At 57.4% G+C, this 16,643-nt stretch carries 15 protein-coding genes; 6 read left to right on the plus strand and 9 right to left on the minus strand.

All coding sequences use genetic code 11. The features are described 5' to 3' along the window. Window positions 1-60 precede the first annotated feature (60 nt). Both ACLHDD_RS10370 and bcp read left to right on the plus strand, forming a co-directional pair. Window positions 61-642: a glycine cleavage system transcriptional repressor gene (locus ACLHDD_RS10370; protein ID WP_313655490.1), complete on the plus strand. Its 582-nt coding sequence runs from the start codon at window positions 61-63 to the stop codon at window positions 640-642. A gap of 155 nt (window positions 643-797) precedes the next feature. Continuing rightward, entirely contained in the window at window positions 798-1,265 is a 468-nt protein-coding gene (gene bcp, locus ACLHDD_RS10375; RefSeq protein WP_111139330.1) for a thioredoxin-dependent thiol peroxidase, read from the plus strand. Window positions 1,266-1,349: 84 nt separating this feature from the next. Here the strand turns inward: bcp and ACLHDD_RS10380 are convergent, their stop codons facing one another. The 3 genes from ACLHDD_RS10380 to ACLHDD_RS10390 all read right to left on the minus strand — a co-directional run bounded on the left by ACLHDD_RS10380 (window position 1,350) and on the right by ACLHDD_RS10390 (window position 4,528). Beyond that, window positions 1,350-2,915: a sensor domain-containing diguanylate cyclase gene (locus ACLHDD_RS10380; RefSeq protein WP_427104051.1), complete on the minus strand. Its 1,566-nt coding sequence runs from the start codon at window positions 2,913-2,915 to the stop codon at window positions 1,350-1,352. Window positions 2,916-3,285: 370 nt separating this feature from the next. After that, on the minus strand, window positions 3,286-3,894 hold the full coding sequence (locus tag ACLHDD_RS10385; protein WP_427104052.1) for a DsrE family protein: 609 nt from the start codon (window positions 3,892-3,894) through the stop codon (window positions 3,286-3,288). Between the two features lie 28 nt (window positions 3,895-3,922). Continuing rightward, window positions 3,923-4,528, minus strand: coding sequence for a DsrE family protein (locus ACLHDD_RS10390; protein ID WP_111139327.1), 606 nt, complete (start codon window positions 4,526-4,528; stop codon window positions 3,923-3,925). 758 nt (window positions 4,529-5,286) lie between these two features. On the opposite strand from ACLHDD_RS10390, the gene ACLHDD_RS10395 reads away from it, so the two are divergent. Together ACLHDD_RS10395 and arsC are read left to right on the plus strand one after the other, a co-directional pair. After that, on the plus strand, window positions 5,287-6,750 hold the full coding sequence (locus tag ACLHDD_RS10395) for a M48 family metalloprotease (protein ID WP_427104053.1): 1,464 nt from the start codon (window positions 5,287-5,289) through the stop codon (window positions 6,748-6,750). 28 nt (window positions 6,751-6,778) lie between these two features. Beyond that, entirely contained in the window at window positions 6,779-7,120 is a 342-nt protein-coding gene (gene arsC / locus ACLHDD_RS10400) for an arsenate reductase (glutaredoxin) (protein WP_427104054.1), read from the plus strand. Here the strand turns inward: arsC and hda are convergent. The 3 genes from hda to upp all read right to left on the minus strand — a co-directional run bounded on the left by hda (window position 7,117) and on the right by upp (window position 9,981). Continuing rightward, on the minus strand, window positions 7,117-7,818 hold the full coding sequence (gene hda / locus ACLHDD_RS10405; protein WP_313655542.1) for a DnaA inactivator Hda: 702 nt from the start codon (window positions 7,816-7,818) through the stop codon (window positions 7,117-7,119). The two genes, arsC and hda, sit on opposite strands and share 4 nt — an antisense overlap. Before the next feature lie 107 nt (window positions 7,819-7,925). Further along, the gene (gene uraA, locus ACLHDD_RS10410) at window positions 7,926-9,209 is read right to left on the minus strand and encodes a uracil permease (protein ID WP_427105197.1); all 1,284 of its coding nucleotides are present in this window, start codon (window positions 9,207-9,209) and stop codon (window positions 7,926-7,928) included. 145 nt (window positions 9,210-9,354) lie between these two features. Then, on the minus strand, window positions 9,355-9,981 hold the full coding sequence (gene upp, locus ACLHDD_RS10415; RefSeq protein WP_111139322.1) for a uracil phosphoribosyltransferase: 627 nt from the start codon (window positions 9,979-9,981) through the stop codon (window positions 9,355-9,357). 230 nt (window positions 9,982-10,211) lie between these two features. Between upp and purM the strand changes: the two genes are divergently transcribed. Then, on the plus strand, window positions 10,212-11,252 hold the full coding sequence (gene purM / locus ACLHDD_RS10420) for a phosphoribosylformylglycinamidine cyclo-ligase (protein ID WP_427104055.1): 1,041 nt from the start codon (window positions 10,212-10,214) through the stop codon (window positions 11,250-11,252). Continuing rightward, window positions 11,249-11,887 carry a phosphoribosylglycinamide formyltransferase gene (gene purN, locus ACLHDD_RS10425; protein WP_427104056.1) on the plus strand — a complete coding sequence of 213 codons (639 nt, stop codon included), beginning with the start codon at window positions 11,249-11,251 and terminating at the stop codon, window positions 11,885-11,887. The genes purM and purN overlap by 4 nt, the downstream gene beginning before the upstream one ends. A 203-nt stretch (window positions 11,888-12,090) precedes the next feature. Here purN and pstB read toward each other — a convergent pair whose 3' ends face one another. Genes pstB through ACLHDD_RS10440 form a run of 3 tightly spaced genes read right to left on the minus strand, consistent with a single transcriptional unit; the run spans window position 12,091 to window position 16,595 of the window. Further along, window positions 12,091-12,858 carry a phosphate ABC transporter ATP-binding protein PstB gene (gene pstB / locus ACLHDD_RS10430; protein ID WP_427104057.1) on the minus strand — a complete coding sequence of 256 codons (768 nt, stop codon included), beginning with the start codon at window positions 12,856-12,858 and terminating at the stop codon, window positions 12,091-12,093. Window positions 12,859-12,870: 12 nt separating this feature from the next. Beyond that, window positions 12,871-14,505 carry a phosphate ABC transporter permease PstA gene (pstA, locus tag ACLHDD_RS10435; RefSeq protein WP_427104058.1) on the minus strand — a complete coding sequence of 545 codons (1,635 nt, stop codon included), beginning with the start codon at window positions 14,503-14,505 and terminating at the stop codon, window positions 12,871-12,873. Further along, window positions 14,502-16,595, minus strand: a complete 2,094-nt coding sequence (locus ACLHDD_RS10440; protein WP_427104059.1) for an ABC transporter permease subunit — start codon at window positions 16,593-16,595, stop codon at window positions 14,502-14,504. Before ACLHDD_RS10440 ends, pstA begins: the two co-directional genes overlap by 4 nt. Between the last annotated feature and the right edge of the window lie 48 nt (window positions 16,596-16,643).

Genomic DNA, 16,643 nt, shown 5'->3' on the forward strand with positions numbered 1-16,643 from the left:
GTCAGCAGTTTTTTTTATGTTTACCTTATGGTTATTAGCGAAAGCAGAGGAAAAGCCATTTTGTCGCCATCTCAGCCCCATCATCTGGTCATCACCGCACTCGGTGTTGACCGGCCGGGTATCGTCAATACCATTACCCGACACGTCAGCAGCTGCGGTTGCAATATCGAAGATAGCCGTCTTGCCATGCTTGGGGATGAGTTCACCTTTATTATGCTGTTGTCAGGTAGCTGGAACGCCATTACGCTGATTGAGTCGACGCTGCCGTTAAAAGGCGCAGAGCTGGAACTGCTGATCGTGATGAAGCGCACCAATGCCCGGCTGCGTCCACCCATGCCCGATACCGCGTTTATTCAGGTTGAGGTCGCTGATTCGCCTCATACTATTGAACGCTTTACCGATCTGATCGATAAACATCAGATGAATGTGGCGGAGCTGGTGTCGCGAATTACGCCCGCGCAACACGATTTGCCGCCGACGCTCTATATTCAAATGACAGCCCATAGCCCGACGCGAACCCGCGGTACAACATTTGAGCAGGCCTTTAATGCGTTGTGTCAGGAACTGAATGCGCAGGGGTCACTGCGCTTCTATAGCGCGTCAGACGCCGACAGCAGCGAATCTGTCAGCCCGGTACGCTAAGCTCTGGTCTGAAACCGGCGTTGTTTCTCCACTTTGCTGGCGGCCAGGCGCGCAGCTATGTGGTGAAATACACCGCGAAAGTTATTTAGCCTCTGGCCGTTTCTGGCCGGATAGTGTATTACCCACAGCCTGAACAAAAAAAATGGAGAGATGTGATGAATCCACTGAAAGCCGGAGATACCGCACCCGCATTTAGCCTGCCCGATCAGGATGGCGAACACGTGAATCTGACCGACTTCCAGGGACAGCGCGTTCTGGTTTACTTCTACCCGAAAGCGATGACACCGGGCTGCACCGTGCAGGCGTGCGGTCTGCGTGACAATATGGATGAGTTGAAAAAAGCGGGCGTGGAAGTGCTGGGCATCAGCACTGACAAACCAGAAAAACTGTCACGCTTTGCTGAAAAAGAGCTGCTGAACTTTACCCTGCTCTCAGATGAAAACCATGAAGTCTGCCAGGCGTTTGGCGTCTGGGGTGAAAAAACGTTCATGGGGAAAACCTATGACGGCATTCATCGCATCAGCTTCCTGGTCGATGCTGAGGGCAAGGTTGAAAAAGTCTTTGATAACTTTAAAACCTCAAATCATCACGACATGGTGCTGGAGTACGTTAAGTCAGCCTGATGTTCAGGGGCACGGCAGCGTTGCTGCTGTGCCCCGCCTGCCCTGCAGTACCTTTACACTGATTATCCTGTGACGGTCTGGCCCTCAGGCGTCTGCGACAATGACGCAGTTTCGTCCGGCATTTTTTGCCTGATAGAGCGCCGCATCTGCCCGTTTTAAGCTGCTTTCCAGCCCGCCTTCCGTTGAACCGTTCCAAGCTGCCACACCGATTGAAAGAGAGATCCTGCCGACATCGGTAAGCCACGCTTCTGCGATGCCGAGCCGCACTCGCTCGGCGATAATCTGTGCCTCTTCCAGTGACGTTCCCGGCAGCAGCATCAGAAATTCCTCTCCGCCGTTGCGGCATACGACATCAGACTGGCGGGCGCTGGCGCGCAGCGTGCTCGCCACCTGCTGAATGACCCGATCGCCTACGTCGTGGCCCCAGCTATCGTTAACGCTTTTAAAATGATCGATGTCCAGCGCCAGTACCGCAAAGGGCTGACGCAGCGTGCGGTAGTACTCCAGCACCGCGTTGAGGCCCCGGCGATTCAGCAACCGGGTCAGCGGATCGGTCTGCGCTTCCGAGTTGAGGCGACCAATCTTATCCTGCACCAGACCGATGCCGGTAAGCAGAGCCCGCTTAACCTGCGCGGCCTCGAAATACCACGCGGTAATGCCACCAATCTCTTTCGACACGCCCTGCACATCCATCTGACTGGCTTTACGGGCCAGCTGGAAAAGCGGACGGGCAATCAGCCGCGCCAGTAACACGGCGACCAGCAGCGTCACCAGTGCTAAGGGGACCGAATTCTTCAGCACTTTCATTAACAGGCCTGAGAGTGGATTCAGCGTGGCATTGATCGGCTTGAGTGCCACCACCGTCCAGCCCGTGGTCGGCACCACCGCAAACCCGGCCAGCTGCATGGATTCCCCTGACCTGCTGAGTATCAGCGAACCATTGGTTTGCTCATCATGCGGGCTGACGATAGCGGGCAGAATTTTGCCAATCAGCTGACGATTCTGGTGATACAGCACCTCATTATTGCTGTCGAGCACATAAACCGCGGTACCATCCCGATAGAACTGCTCTCCCAGCAGCGTATTCAGAATGCTTTTTTTCTTCAGATAGATTGTGCCGCCGACATAGCCGAGATAGTCACCGTCCGCATTCCAGACAGGCCAGGAGACAAACACCAGCAGGTTGTTGGCAGCCGAAAGCGTCGGTTTACTGACGATTGGCTGCCGCAGAGTCAGCGCTTCGCGCGAGGCATCACTGGTCAGATGCATCCCTTTCAGCGTCAGTGATTCCGGGGAGATTGCTTTGACCACCCCCTGCGCGTCCACCACCGCCACCGAGTTGAAACTGGTGGTCTGTTCGCGCAGGCGGTTAACCTCGCTCTTCAGCAGCGTCTCATTGTTAAAGTCACGGCTCAGCTGGCTGGCGCTGTAGTGGAGCTGGGACTGCGCCAGCTGAAAGAAAATTTCGCTGGTTGAGGCCAGCTTGGCGGCATAGGCCCGGTTAGCTTCGAGCGTGGTATCAATCAGCACCTGCCGCTGTACGCGCCAGGTGGCGTAGAGGGTGTTTGTCAGCGTGATAACGATGCTGGCAATCACCAGCAGGGCGATCAGATTGCGCAAATCGGCTTTGAACCGAAAGAGCTTTAGCATGGCGTCGCCGCCCTGAAGAAGAGTGTCATGTCCTGAATGCCTGATTGTTTTACTGTGTCAGAAGCCCTGAGGTCCGGACATAAGTTTACACGGTGTCACCTCTTTTAAGCAGTATTAAGACAAATTTTACCGCACAGAGTGCAGATTAGCCTGGCCCTGATTCCTGTTATGCCACATCGTCAGCGCATAAAGATGAAGGGGAAATATGTCTGGCTTTGCGCCCTGCCCCAGTCATTAACAACCGGCAACAGCAGGCTGCACGGGCTGAAACCACAAGGAAAAGGCAGGATTGTGCAGGAGTGCGTTGTCAGAGAGTGAACGGTCCGGAAGGCCAGCCGGTGACAGCGGCAGTGACGCCGCTGTCAGAGGTTTACAGCATCAGGAAGGCGTAGCCGCTGTTTTCCAGCGTCGCCACGGTGGTGCCGCTGGAGATGGTGTGTGTGACCATTGGATCGATCCAGTTGCGCTCAAGCTGATGAAACGCCACGGACTGGTCGCAGATAGTGACCTGAACGCCCGCTTTTTTCAGTTCGCTAATCAGCTTCAGGTTCGGGTTATCAACTCCATAGGCTTTACTGAACTGTGCATTATTCAGGGCCGAAGAGACCGCATCGCCATTAATTGAAACCACAAACTTCAGCTGGTCGAGTGGCACCCCCGCCGCATAATAAAGGTTAGTGACGCGTGCCACGCGCTCCAGCCCCAGATTTGGCTTGCGGATATCCCCGTCATTATGGTTGATCTGGAACACAATTTTATTACTCAGACCTGCGGTGGTGCCAGGTTTAAATGCGGGCGTATCCACATAGTGTATTTTACCGTAACCTTCAATCGCTGGCGTACTCCAGAAATCAGCGGGCTCAGTTTTATTCTCTGCTACTTTGCCGCTGACTTTGTCAAATAACGCGGGCAACTGTAAAACGTTGCCCCCAATAAATCCGGCTACGGCTGCCATGACGACTAATGCTGCTGGACGCATTCACTCTTCTCCTGGTTAATTAAGCTATTTACATTGCCAGCCATGCGTAACCCTGATTCTGCAGGGTTGAAACGGTGGTCGGACTGGAAAGCGCATGGATGACCGATTTATCAATCCAGTTATTGGGGTAGTGATGGAAGGCCACAGACTGATCGCAGACTGAAACTTTCACACCCGCCTGATTCAGCTCATTGATCAGCTTCAGGTTTGGATTGTCGATGCCGTAAAACTGTCTGAAATGGGCGTTATCGAGCATGGCCGGGGTCGCATCACCGGTGACAGAAACCACAAACTTCAGCTGATCCGCTGGCACACCCGAGGCGATATATAAATTCACCACGCGCGCCACGCGCTCCAGTCCCAGATTGGGGGCGGTCATGGCGCCGTCGCTGCGGGTGATCTGGAAAACGATTTTGTTGCTGAGGCCCGCGACCGGCTTAAACGCGGCATCAGGCTCATAATGAATTTTGCCGTATCCTTCGATGGCGGGTGTGCTCCAGAATCCTTCGGCTTCCTGAGGCTCGGTTGCAAAATGGCGTGAGACTTTGTCATAAATATCGCCACTCTGAGTGACAGCCGCACCAACGACGCCGCCAATAATGGCGATTAACGCGTATGAAACCACTGAACGCATATTACTTCTCTCCAGCAAATCAAATAATGTCTGGCAGATTCAGGACTGAATCGGGTCGGCTATCTATATCACAGCACCGGTGTAATTCACGCCTGTGTAAATTCAGGTCAGCACAACAGTAATAACATCCAAAAATGATTCGCAGGCAAAATTAATCGAAAAGTTTCATTTAGCGAAAAAAAGGGTCTTTTAAAATCTGGCTCTGATAAATCCCCCTTGCATCTCATGTGCGGTCCGTATGAATGAATAAATTGCAGCCATACTTAGCTGGATTAATAATCCTGCTAATCAATTAACGATTTAATTTGTCGATGTTAAACAGGAGGGTCAGGGCATCTTTGCCGTGTTTTTTTCAGAGTAGACCTGGAAAAAAACGTGCCATCTTCAGTTTTTTTGAGCAAATTTACATAACTTTAAACAATGCGGCACCTTCTTTTTTATTAACTGACAGCAGAATCTTCTTTATTCCGTCGAAGCATAATGGGATCCCTTAGATAACGCGCCCTATTCCCTCTCACCCTCGCGGTAATGCTTTTGGAACTCATATCGTTTACCTGCCGTTTAAGTTGCCATGATGTTCAATTTTTTTCGCCAAAATCCACGATATTGCCCAAATTACGCAGGGCAGCTGACAGAAACGCCGTTTCTTTCTTTTAGTGCTGTGGTTAAGATAGGGCCGGATCGCTGTTGTCTGTGAAAAAGGGAACGTTCCCGCTGCGCACCTGTCCACTCTCAGAGCCTCTCTACAGGATTAAGGCATGTTGAACCGGTTAAAGAAAACGCTGATCGCCGCGCTCCTTCCGGCACTTATTTTTACGACGCTGTCACCGGCTTACGCCGATGTCAGTGATTCGCTGCCCGATATCGGTACCACGGCCGGTTCCACGCTGTCGATCAATCAGGAGCTGCAGATGGGCGACTTCTATGTACGCCAGCTGCGCGCCAGTGCCCCGCTGATTAACGATCCGCTACTGAATCAGTACATTAATCAGCTCGGTCAGCGCCTGGTCTCACATGCTGACGCCGTAAAAACGCCCTTCCATTTCTTTCTGATCCAGAATGATGAGCTTAACGCTTTTGCTTTCTTTGGTGGCAACGTGGTGCTGCACTCGGCGCTGTTTCGTTTTACCGAAAACGAAAGCCAGCTGGCATCTGTGATGGCACATGAAATTTCACACGTTACCCAGCGCCATCTGGCACGCGCAATGGAAGACCAGAAACGCAATGCGCCACTGACCTGGGTTGGCGCGCTGGGCTCGATTCTGCTGGCAATGGCCAGCCCGCAGGCAGGGATGGCTGCCCTGACCGGCACTCTGGCGGGGACGCAGCAGGGTATCATCAGCTTTACTCAGGGCAATGAGCAGGAGGCTGACCGTATCGGGATTCAGGTTCTGCAGCGTGCCGGATACGATCCGCAGGCGATGCCAGACTTCCTGCAGAAACTGGCCGACCAGAGTCGCTTCTCCTCGAAACCGCCTGAAATCCTGCTGACGCATCCCCTGCCTGACAGCCGTCTGGCGGATGCCCGTAACCGGGCGAACCAGATGCGGCCCGTGGTGGTGCAGTCGACGGAAGATTTTTATCTGGCAAAAGTGCGTGCGCTTGGGATGTACCCGACAGGGCGTAATCAGCTCACCGACGAGCTGCTGAGCCAGTACGCGGGCGGCAATGCCCGTGAGCAGATGGCATCGCAATATGGCAAAGCCATACAGTTTCTGCAGGCGAAAAGCTTTGCCGATGCGAAGCGCATCATGACGCCGTTACTGGCGAAGCAGCCCGGCAATGTCTGGTTCCTGGACATCATGTCGGACATCGACATCGGCCTGAACCAGCCACAGCAGGCCATCGCGCTGCTGAGCGCTGCCAGCGGAGCTAAAAACAGCCCGGTCATCCAGCTCAACCTTGCCAATGCCTACGTTGAAGCGAAGCAGTATGCCAGCGCCAGCCGGATTCTGAATCGCTACACCTGGACCAACAAAGAGGATCCCAACGGCTGGGATCTGCTGGCTCAGGCCTCTGCCGGACAGGGGCTGAATGATGAAGAGCTCTCTGCACGGGCGGAGAGCCTGGCGCTGAATGGCCAGCTCGACCAGGCGATCACGACCCTCAGCAGTGCCAGCGCCCAGGTGCCGCTCGGCAGCCTGAAGCAGGCGCGCTACGACGCCCGTATCGACCAGTTGCGCCAGTTACAGCAGCGCTTTAAACAGTATCAGAAAGGGTGAAGTCCACCGCCCTATAAGGAGAATCAGGATGGTGACGATTTATCACAACCCGCGCTGCAGCAAGAGCCGCGAAACGCTGGCGCTGCTGACCGCCCGCGGGATTGAGCCGAAGGTCGTGCTCTATCTGCAGACGCCGCCCGATCGTGAAACGCTGCAAATCCTGTTGCAGAAGCTGGGGATGCAGAGTGCCCGGGAGTTAATGCGGACCAAAGAGACGATCTATCGCGAGCTGGCACTCAGCGATAAAAGCGAAAGTGCGCTGCTGGATGCGCTGGTGGACAATCCGGTGCTGATCGAAAGACCGATCGTGATCAGGGGTGACAGGGCGCGAATCGGTCGTCCGCCGGAAGCGGTGCTCGACATCCTTTAAAGGCCGAGCGTCTCTTTCACGAACGGAATGGTGAGTTTACGCTGAGCACTGATAGAGGCACGATCGAGTCGATCCAGCGTATCGAACAGCGTGCGCATTTCACGGTCCAGCCGCTTCAGCAGGAAGCGGCCCACATCTTCCGGCAGTTCAAAACCGCGGAGTCCGGCGCGCAGCTGAAGTGCCTGCAGTTTGTCTTCGTCGGAAAGCGGCTGCAGGCGATAGATCTGTCCCCAGTCCAGTCGCGACGCGAGGTCAGGCAGTTGCAGATTAAGCTGGCGCGGAGGTCGATCGCCAGTGATTAACAGCCGTGTGTTGCCGGTTTCCAGAATACGGTTATAGAGATCAAAGATCGCCATTTCCCACTCCGGCTCACCGGCAATGCATTCAATGTTATCGATGCAGACCAGTGACAGCTGCTCCATCCCTTCCAGCACTTCCGGCACAAACCAGGTGCGTTTATCAAGCGGAACATAGCCGACTGCTTCATTGCGCGCTGACATCTCTGCGCAGGCGGCGTGCAGCAGATGGCTCCGGCCTCCCCCTTCACGTGACCAGAAGTAGAGATAGCTGCCATGTTGCTGGTTAAGAGCACCTTTCAGTGCGGCAATCAGCGACGGGTTTTCCCCCGGCCAGAAGCTGGAAAAGGTTTCGTCGTCTGGTAAATAGAGTGGCAATGACAATTGTGCCGGCGTGTTCAGAAGCACCTCAGCAAGAGAACAAGCAAAAAATCGAGGGAAGTCTAACACAGTTTTCAGAAAGAGATGAATGGGGCGTCCCTGCCCCGATCCCGTGACTCAGCCCGGGATCACGGTTTACGCGGTTCGTCAGCGTCCAGTACCACTTCTTCCGGTCTGAGCAACGAGATCACACGGAAGATCAACGCCAGGCCGACACCCACGATCGTCGCCAGCGCCATGCCTTTCAGCTCCGCCGCGCCGATATGCACCTTCGCGCCGCTGACGCCAATGATCAGAATCACTGAGGTGAGGATCAGGTTCTGCGCCTTGTTGTAATCGACTTTAGATTCGATCAGCACGCGGATACCGGATGCGCCAATCACGCCATACAGCAGCAGTGAGACGCCGCCCATTACCGGCACCGGAATCGCCTGGATTACCGCCGCCAGCTTGCCGATGCAGGAGAGCAGGATTGCCAGAATCGCCGCGCCGCCGATGACCCAGGTACTGTAGACACGGGTAATCGCCATCACGCCAATATTCTCGCCGTATGTGGTGTTTGGCGTGGAACCAAAGAAACCAGAGATCACCGTCGATAAGCCGTTGGCAAACATTGAACGATGCAGGCCCGGGTCACGGATCAGATCTTTCTTCACGATGTTCGCGGTCACTACCAGATGGCCGATATGCTCGGCAATGACGACCAGCGCCGCAGGCAGAATCGTCAGCATTGCTACCCACTCAAAGCGCGGCGTGTAGAAAGTTGGCAGGGCAAACCACGGCGCGCGTGCTACTCCACTCCAGTCCACGATACCCATAAAGGCGGAGAGCAGATACCCCACGACTACCCCAACCAGAATCGGGATGATCGCCAGAAAACCGCGGAATAACACTGAACCGAATACCGTTACCGCCAGCGTGACCAGCGAGATCAGCACTGTTTTACTGTCAGGCGTACTGCCTTCAGCGGGCAGCAGGCCCGCCATGTTGGCGGCCACGCCCGCCAGCTCCAGACCGATGACGGCGACAATCGCCCCCATTGCTGCGGGCGGGAACATGACGTCGAGCCAGCCGGTTCCGGCGCGTTTAACAATCAGCGCCACAATGCAGAACAGCACGCCGCACAGAATAAACCCGCCCAGCGCTACCTCATAGCCCAACGGCAGCAACAGCAGGACCGGCGAGATAAATGCAAAACTCGATCCCAGATAGGCGGGAATTTTGCCTTTACAGATAAAGAGATAAATCAGTGTGCCCACCCCGTTGAACAGCAGCACGGTAGCCGGGTTGATATGGAACAGAATTGGCACCAGTACGGTGGCGCCAAACATCGCGAACAGGTGTTGCAGGCTGAGCGGAATGGTTTGCAGTAACGGCGGTCGTTCACTGACGCCAATGGCGCGACGAGTCATCATTTATCCCCTTAGGTTATCTCTCCCGCAGGTCCGCGCCGCTGCCACAGCAGCAGGTGCGCCGGTCAGCCTGACGGCAGACCCGACCGGTTACGGGAACGTTTTTTTGCCAAAAAAAAGCCGACTCTCTGGTCGGCTATACGATTTATTTGGTTCCGAAAATTTTGTCCCCGGCATCGCCGAGTCCAGGAATGATATAACCCTTTTCGTTCAGCCCCTGATCCACGGACGCGGTGTAGAGCTCAACATCCGGATGCGCTTTCTCCAGCGCCGCGATCCCTTCCGGCGCAGCAACCAGCACCAGCACCTTAATGCTGGAGCAGCCCGCTTTCTTCAGGAGATCAATGGTGGCGATCATGGAGCCACCGGTAGCCAGCATCGGATCGACGACCAGCGCCAGGCGCTCTTCGATGTTAGACACCAGCTTCTGGAAGTAAGGCACTGGCTCCAGCGTCTCTTCATCACGGTAGACGCCCACCACGCTGATACGGGCGCTGGGAACGTGCTCCAGCACCCCTTCCATCATGCCAAGACCGGCACGCAGAATCGGCACCACCGTGATTTTTTTGCCTTTGATCTGATCGATCTCTACCGGGCCGTTCCAGCCCTCAATGGTTACGCGCTCTGTTTCCAGATCGGCGGTCGCTTCGTAGGTCAGCAGGCTGCCCACTTCAGACGCCAGCTCGCGAAAACGCTTTGTACTGATATCATGCTCACGCATCAGGCCCAGTTTATGTTTGACCAGCGGGTGTCTGACTTCCACGATCTTCATTGGTGTTCTCCCGGAATGAGTTGAGCTAAAAAAAAATCGCGGGATTATACCGCCTTTTGGACGGCGCGCCACCTCTCCTTGCGCAATACCGCGGCTTTTACAGGGATAAACAGAGGATTGATGAAATTCGGCCGATGCGCAATCCCGGACTCGCAAACGTTTGCCTGCACTGATAGAATTGCCGCGCTTTATTTTAAACCACCAACCGCAACTCGCGTGGGGACCTCGCAGTGACCGACAAAACCTCTCTCAGTTACAAAGACGCCGGTGTTGATATTGATGCTGGTAACGCTCTGGTTGACCGTATTAAAGGCGTAGTGAAAAAGACGCGTCGCCCGGAAGTGATGGGTGGACTGGGCGGTTTTGGTGCGCTTTGCGCGCTGCCGCAGAAATACCGTGAACCCGTGCTGGTTTCCGGCACCGATGGCGTGGGCACCAAGCTGCGTCTGGCGATGGATCTCAAACGTCACGATGCCATCGGCGTTGACCTGGTTGCGATGTGCGTTAACGATCTGGTGGTTCAGGGTGCCGAGCCGCTCTTCTTCCTCGACTATTACGCCACCGGGAAACTGGATGTGGAAACGGCCTCTGCGGTGATTACCGGTATCGCTGAAGGGTGTCTGCAGTCAGGTTGTGCGCTGGTGGGCGGTGAAACCGCCGAGATGCCAGGCATGTATCACGGCGAAGATTATGACGTGGCCGGGTTCTGCGTCGGCGTGGTAGAAAAGTCAGAAATCATTGATGGCAGCAAGGTGCAGGATGGCGACGTGCTGATCGCCCTCGGCTCCAGCGGCCCGCACTCCAATGGCTACTCGCTGGTGCGCAAAATTCTGGAAGTCAGCAATACCGATCCGCTGTCTGAACAGCTGGAAGGCAAACCGCTGGCCGACCATCTGCTGGAACCAACCCGCATCTATGTGAAGAACATCCTGAGCCTGATTGAGCAGGTCGATGTACATGCGATTGCGCATCTGACCGGCGGCGGCTTCTGGGAAAACATTCCACGCGTGCTGCCAGACAACACCCAGGCAGTCATCGACGAGACGAGCTGGCAGTGGCCGGCCGTCTTCAGCTGGCTGCAGCAGGCGGGCAACGTCAGCCGTTTCGAGATGTATCGCACCTTTAACTGCGGCGTCGGCATGGTCATTGTCCTGAGCCCGGCCGATGCGGATAAGGCGATTGCGCTGATGCAGGCGGCGGGCGAAAAAGCCTGGAAGCTGGGTGTGATCAAAGCGTCTGATGCTGAAGAGCGTGTGGTTATTAACGGATGAAAAAGCTGGTTGTGCTGATTTCCGGCAACGGAAGTAACCTTCAGTCCATCCTTGACGCCTGCGCAAGCGGGCGGATTCACGGCAGCGTGGCTGCCGTGTTCAGCAACCGTGCCGCCGCGTATGGCCTGACGCGGGCGCAGGAGGCGGGCGTTCCCGCCCATGCGCTTGCCGCCAGCGACTTCGCTGACCGTGAAGCCTTCGACCGCCAGCTCATCGCGGAAATCGAGGCGTATTCGCCCGATCTGATTGTGCTGGCCGGCTATATGCGGATTCTCAGCTCCGCTTTTGTGGCCCATTTTCACGATCGCCTGCTGAATATCCACCCTTCTCTGCTGCCGAAGTATCCGGGCCTGCATACGCACCGTCAGGCGCTGGAGAATGGCGACAGCGAACATGGCACCTCCGTGCATTTTGTCACCGAAGAGCTGGATGGTGGCCCGGTGATCCTGCAGGCGAAAGTCCCGGTTTTTCCCGGCGACACGGAGGCAGAGATCACGGAGCGGGTTCAGCATCAGGAGCATGCCATCTATCCGCTGGTGATCGGCTGGTTTGTTGAGGGCCGTCTGACGATGCGCGACGGCAAAGCCTGGCTGGATGGCGAACCGCTGCCGCCGCAGGGCTATGCTAACGACTGATGTACTGGAAGCCGTCAGGAGTTTTCCACAGACGGCTGACAAACGTAAAGTGATGTGGGCCTGTGTCCGGAGTAAAGCAGCGCGGGCCATGGATGGCCCGCGCTGAGCCTGCCAGGAAGGGCGTCTTTTGCGTCTTTACCCAGGACACAGGCTCCCTGAGCCGGTGTCATCGTCCTGCAGACCGCCCCTTTCCCGAGGCTGATTCAGCCGTAGCGCCCTGTAATATAATCTTCGGTCCGGCGCTGTTTCGGCGCGGTAAAGATGCGGTCGGTCTCGTCAAACTCCACTAACGTGCCCTGATGCATAAATGCGGTGTAATCGGAGACGCGTGACGCCTGCTGCATATTATGCGTCACCAGCACCAGCGTAAAATGCTGCCTGAGCGTGGTCATCAGCTCTTCAATCACCAGCGTAGAGATAGGGTCCAGCGCGGAGGTCGGCTCATCCAGCAGCAGCACTTCCGGCTCAATCGCGATGGCGCGGGCGATGACCAGACGCTGCTGCTGGCCGGTAGAGAGCGTCAGCGCATTCTGCGACAGCTGATCTTTCACTTCACTCCAGAGCGCGGCCGCCCGCAGCGCCCGCTCGCAGGCTTCGTTCAGCACCCGCCGATCGCGCACGCCCTGCAGACGCAGCCCGTAGACCACGTTTTCATAGATCGATTTAGGAAAGGGATTGGGCCGCTGGAACACCATGCCCACCCGTCGGCGCAGTGCCGAGAGATCCTGCTCAGGGCGCAGGATCGACTGCGATCCCAGTAGCACGTCACCCTCGACCCGGCAGTGATCGATCACATCGTTCATGCGATTAAAGCAGCGCAGCAGCGTTGACTTGCCGCAGCCAGAAGGCCCAATCAGCGCGGTAATCCTGTTTTTAGGCACCTGCAGCGAAATATTCTGCAGCGCCTGGCGCTCGCCATACCACAGCGACAGATGGTTAACGATCAGCGCGATATCCGTGTCGGACGTCATAGTCATAACCTGTTATTGAATCATAAGACGGTAGCGTTCACGCAGACGGTGACGCAGCCCCATCGCCAGCAGATTCAGAGAGAGAATAATCAGCACCAGCAGCAGTGCGGTTGCGAAGACCAGCGGCCGGTCTGCCTCAATATTCGGACTCTGAAACGCCAGATCGTAAATCTGGAAGCCCAGATGCATGAACTTGCGGTCCAGATGCAGATAAGGAAACACCGCGTCCACCGGTAACTCCGGCACCATCTTGACCACGCCCACCAGCATCAGCGGTGCGGTTTCTCCGGCGGCCCGCGCGACAGCCAGAATCAGGCCGGTCAGCATGGCAGGCACCGCCATTGGCAGAACTACGTTCCACAGCGTTTCCGCCTGAGTGGCCCCCAGCGCCAGTGAACCCTGACGCAGGCTGTTGGGAATGCGGGATAACCCCTCTTCGGTCGCCACAATCACCACGGGCAGCGTCAGCAGGGCTAGCGTCAGCGACGCCCAGAGCAAGCCGGGCGTACCAAATGTGGGGTTCGGCAGCGCGCTGGCGAAAAACAGCCGATCGATTGTGCCGCCCGCCAGCCAGACAAAGAATCCCAGGCCAAAGACGCCGTAGACGATGGAGGGCACGCCTGCCAGATTGACCACCGCAATACGCACCAGCCGCGTCAGCGCGTGACGCCCGGCATATTCATGCAGCCAGATGGCGGCAACGACGCCCAGCGGCATCACCACCACCGACATCAGCAGCACCATCAGCACCGTGCCAAAGATAGCCGGAAACGCCCCGGACTCGCTCTCGCCTTCGGCGGGCGAGTCGCTGACAAAACGCCACAGCTGATGCAGAAAATGCCCCATTTTACCGCTCAGGGTCATGGCGTTTGGCTGCCAGCTGTCGACGATTTCGGTCAGTGGAATCGCATGTTCGGTGCCCTTGACGTCACGCAGGATAAGCAGATCGCGCTGACTCTGCAGTTGCAGGGCCGCGAGCGTCTCGCTCAGCTGATTAAAGCGGCGCTGCAGAGCGGCCTGATTGGCCTGATATTCCGATTCGGCCTGCAGATCGAAGTGCCCGGCAGCGCGGTTTCTGGCCGCCTGCTCATCAAGATCTTCACGCTGGTTGTTGAGGCGCGCCATATCGACCCGCCGGATCTGACTGGCCTGTCGCACCAGCGTCTGTACCTGCGCCAGTCGCTGATGCAGCAGCGCATCAGGATGCTGCGCGGTTAACTCGTCATTGTCTTCCCGCAGGCCGACAAACCAGCCGTAGGCCAGGCCGTGGCTGCGCCGCTGCAACACCATGATGTCCGCTGGCTGGCTGACCTGCGCTGCGGTACGGCTGTAGATGACCCGGAAGTCAGGGGCGTCCCAGTCGCGGTTACCGGTTTTCACCAGGTAGCGATGAACCTGTCCGCCGCTGTTGCCCTCTTCCCCCACCGGGGTCGGAAAATGGCGCTGATGTTCCAGGGTTTCGCCCAGCAGACGTGTCTCGCCCCCTTCCGGCTGACTGAATGTGTAGAGATCCACGCGTTGCGGCCAGAAAGCCCGAATACCCTGCCAGGCCAGCAGCCCGATGAGCAGCGTAAAGGCCAGCAGGCAGACCGTGACGGCCCCGGCGGTTAACCAGCGCCAGCGGTCGTTCTGTCGCATTGCCTTCATGCCTGTTCCTCCTGCTGACTGTAACGCTGACGCAGCCGCTGACGAATCAGTTCGGCCACGGTGTTAATCACCAGCGTAAAGATAAGCAGCATCAGGGCGCTGAGAAACAGCACGCGATAATGCGCACTGCCCGCCACCGCTTCGGGCATCTCAATGGCGATATTCGCCGACAGCGCACGCAGACCGCTGAACAGCCCGCCTTCGCTCTGCGGCGTATTCCCGGTCGCCATCAGCAGAATCATGGTTTCGCCTACGGCACGTCCCAGTCCGATCATCAGCGCGGCAAAAATCCCGGCGGAGGCACCCGGCAGGACGACGCGGGTCAGGGTCTGCCACGGCGTGGCCCCCAGCGCCAGCGAACCCTGCCCCAGCGCAGCCGGTACGCTGAAGAGGGCATCTTCGGCGAGCGTGAAAATCAGGGGCACCAGCGCAAAGCCCATCGCCAGCGCCGCGACCAGCAGATTGCGCTGCTCATAATGGGGCAGCCAGTCGCCCGCATCCGGGATAAACAACGTGGGCAGCCAAAGCGTCAGCAACGTGACCAGCAACAGCAGCGGCAGCAGAATCAGCACCTCACGGCCCGGCTGCCGCCAGCGCGACGGTAACCGTGCGCTGAGTACACCGCACAGCAGTAACGTGCCCGCCAGCGTCAGCGGCAGCAGCAGGACGCCCACCAGCGCCTGTCCGATATGCGGTGCCAGCCAGATCCCGGCAATCAGCCCCACCACCACGCTCGGCAGCGCGCCCATCATCTCGATGGCCGGTTTTACCCAGCGCCGTAATCCGGGCGACATAAACCATGCGGTGTACATCGCTGCGGCCAGCGCCAGCGGGGTGGCAAACAGCAGCGCCAGGCTGGCCGCTTTTAACGTTCCTGTCACCATCGGCATCAGGCTGAACTTGGCCTGATAGCTGTCGCCCGCCGCCGTGGACTGCCAGACCCAGTCCGGACCGGGATAATTTTCATACCAGATTTTTTGCCAGAAACTGCGCCAGGTGACGTCCGGCCAGGGATTATCGAGCCGGAGGAGCTGCCAGCTTCCCGCCCGCTCAATCAGCAGGCTGTCGCCCTCAGGGGAAAACTGCGCCTGTACGATGCCGGGCGCCAGCTGACGCTGCAGAATCGGACCGGGCTGCTTGCTGGCAAACAGACGTAGCAGCCCCTGTTTGCTGATCGTCGCAAACACCCGCCGTTGTGATTCTGTCACCAGTAGCGTGCCGTCATCGCTCCTGCTGTCGGCAAACGTCCGGATACGCTGCAGGCGCGGCCCCTGCCCGCTGGCAATAGCGAACCACTGTGTGACACCAGTGCGATCCTGAATCAGCAGCGTTCTGCCGCCCACCAGCAGATGCAGGCTTTGCGGGGGCTGCGCCAGCGTGTGGGTTTCGCGCAGGTGAGCCCGATCGTCATCCAGTTGCCAGACCCGCAGCAGGCTGCCTTCCGTGGTATAGAGCAGATCGCCTGTCGGAGAGAGTGCCAGCTGATCCAGCCGATCCTGCGGCAGTGAGAACACCGAGGCCTGCCGATCGGTGCCGAGCGTCAGCACCCGGAGTCCGGCTGCCGTCAGTGCCGCAATGCGCCACTGACCGGCGTGACGCGTTGCCAGCGCCATCTTCGTTACGCCGCCTTCAGGCAGATGAAAAGGTTGGTCACCCAGCGGAAAATGCCACTGCCCGTCAGCGGTGGGCTGCATCAGTGTCAGCGCCCCCTGCATGTTCAGCAGCAACGTCTGTTCATCACTGCTCCGCACCACCTCATCAGGCGGCGGCGTCAGCGCCAGCGCCGGTTCAGCAGGCTGGCCATCCAGCGGAATAAACCGGGCAGCGCCCTGGCTGCTGATACGCCAGCCGAGCCGGCCCTGATTCCCTGTCGCGACAGCGGGCGCACGATCCCAGAGCTGCTGGCTGGGCATCATCTGCACGCCTGGCGCACTGAACAGCGGAAGTACCACGCCAATCAGCCAGCAAAACAGCAGCAGCATTAACAGCAGGATCGCCACACCACAGCAGGTGATCAGCCGCCGCGTCAGCCGATCTACGGCACGACGCTTACGATCGCTGAATTGGACAGGAATGTGGTTTACGCTCATGCGGTTCCGGAAACAGGGCCAAAATAAGCCGCTATGTTGCCCGTAGCC

The sequence above is a fragment of the Pantoea sp. NSTU24 genome, assembly GCF_050157905.1.
In the GTDB taxonomy this organism is placed as follows: domain Bacteria; phylum Pseudomonadota; class Gammaproteobacteria; order Enterobacterales; family Enterobacteriaceae; genus Pantoea.

Bases quoted from the DNA above. Each gene is read 5' to 3' on its own strand.
- bcp (WP_111139330.1), top strand. From the start codon at position 798: ATGAATCCACTGAAAGCCGGAGATACCGCACCCGCATTTAGCCTGCCC.
- ACLHDD_RS10380 (WP_427104051.1), bottom strand. From the start codon at position 2,915: ATGCTAAAGCTCTTTCGGTTCAAAGCCGATTTGCGCAATCTGATCGCC.
- ACLHDD_RS10385 (WP_427104052.1), bottom strand. From the start codon at position 3,894: ATGCGTCCAGCAGCATTAGTCGTCATGGCAGCCGTAGCCGGATTTATT.
- ACLHDD_RS10390 (WP_111139327.1), bottom strand. From the start codon at position 4,528: ATGCGTTCAGTGGTTTCATACGCGTTAATCGCCATTATTGGCGGCGTC.
- ACLHDD_RS10395 (WP_427104053.1), top strand. From the start codon at position 5,287: ATGTTGAACCGGTTAAAGAAAACGCTGATCGCCGCGCTCCTTCCGGCA.
- arsC (WP_427104054.1), top strand. From the start codon at position 6,779: ATGGTGACGATTTATCACAACCCGCGCTGCAGCAAGAGCCGCGAAACG.
- uraA (WP_427105197.1), bottom strand. From the start codon at position 9,209: ATGACTCGTCGCGCCATTGGCGTCAGTGAACGACCGCCGTTACTGCAA.
- upp (WP_111139322.1), bottom strand. From the start codon at position 9,981: ATGAAGATCGTGGAAGTCAGACACCCGCTGGTCAAACATAAACTGGGC.
- purN (WP_427104056.1), top strand. From the start codon at position 11,249: ATGAAAAAGCTGGTTGTGCTGATTTCCGGCAACGGAAGTAACCTTCAG.
- pstB (WP_427104057.1), bottom strand. From the start codon at position 12,858: ATGACGTCCGACACGGATATCGCGCTGATCGTTAACCATCTGTCGCTG.
- pstA (WP_427104058.1), bottom strand. From the start codon at position 14,505: ATGAAGGCAATGCGACAGAACGACCGCTGGCGCTGGTTAACCGCCGGG.
- ACLHDD_RS10440 (WP_427104059.1), bottom strand. From the start codon at position 16,595: ATGAGCGTAAACCACATTCCTGTCCAATTCAGCGATCGTAAGCGTCGT.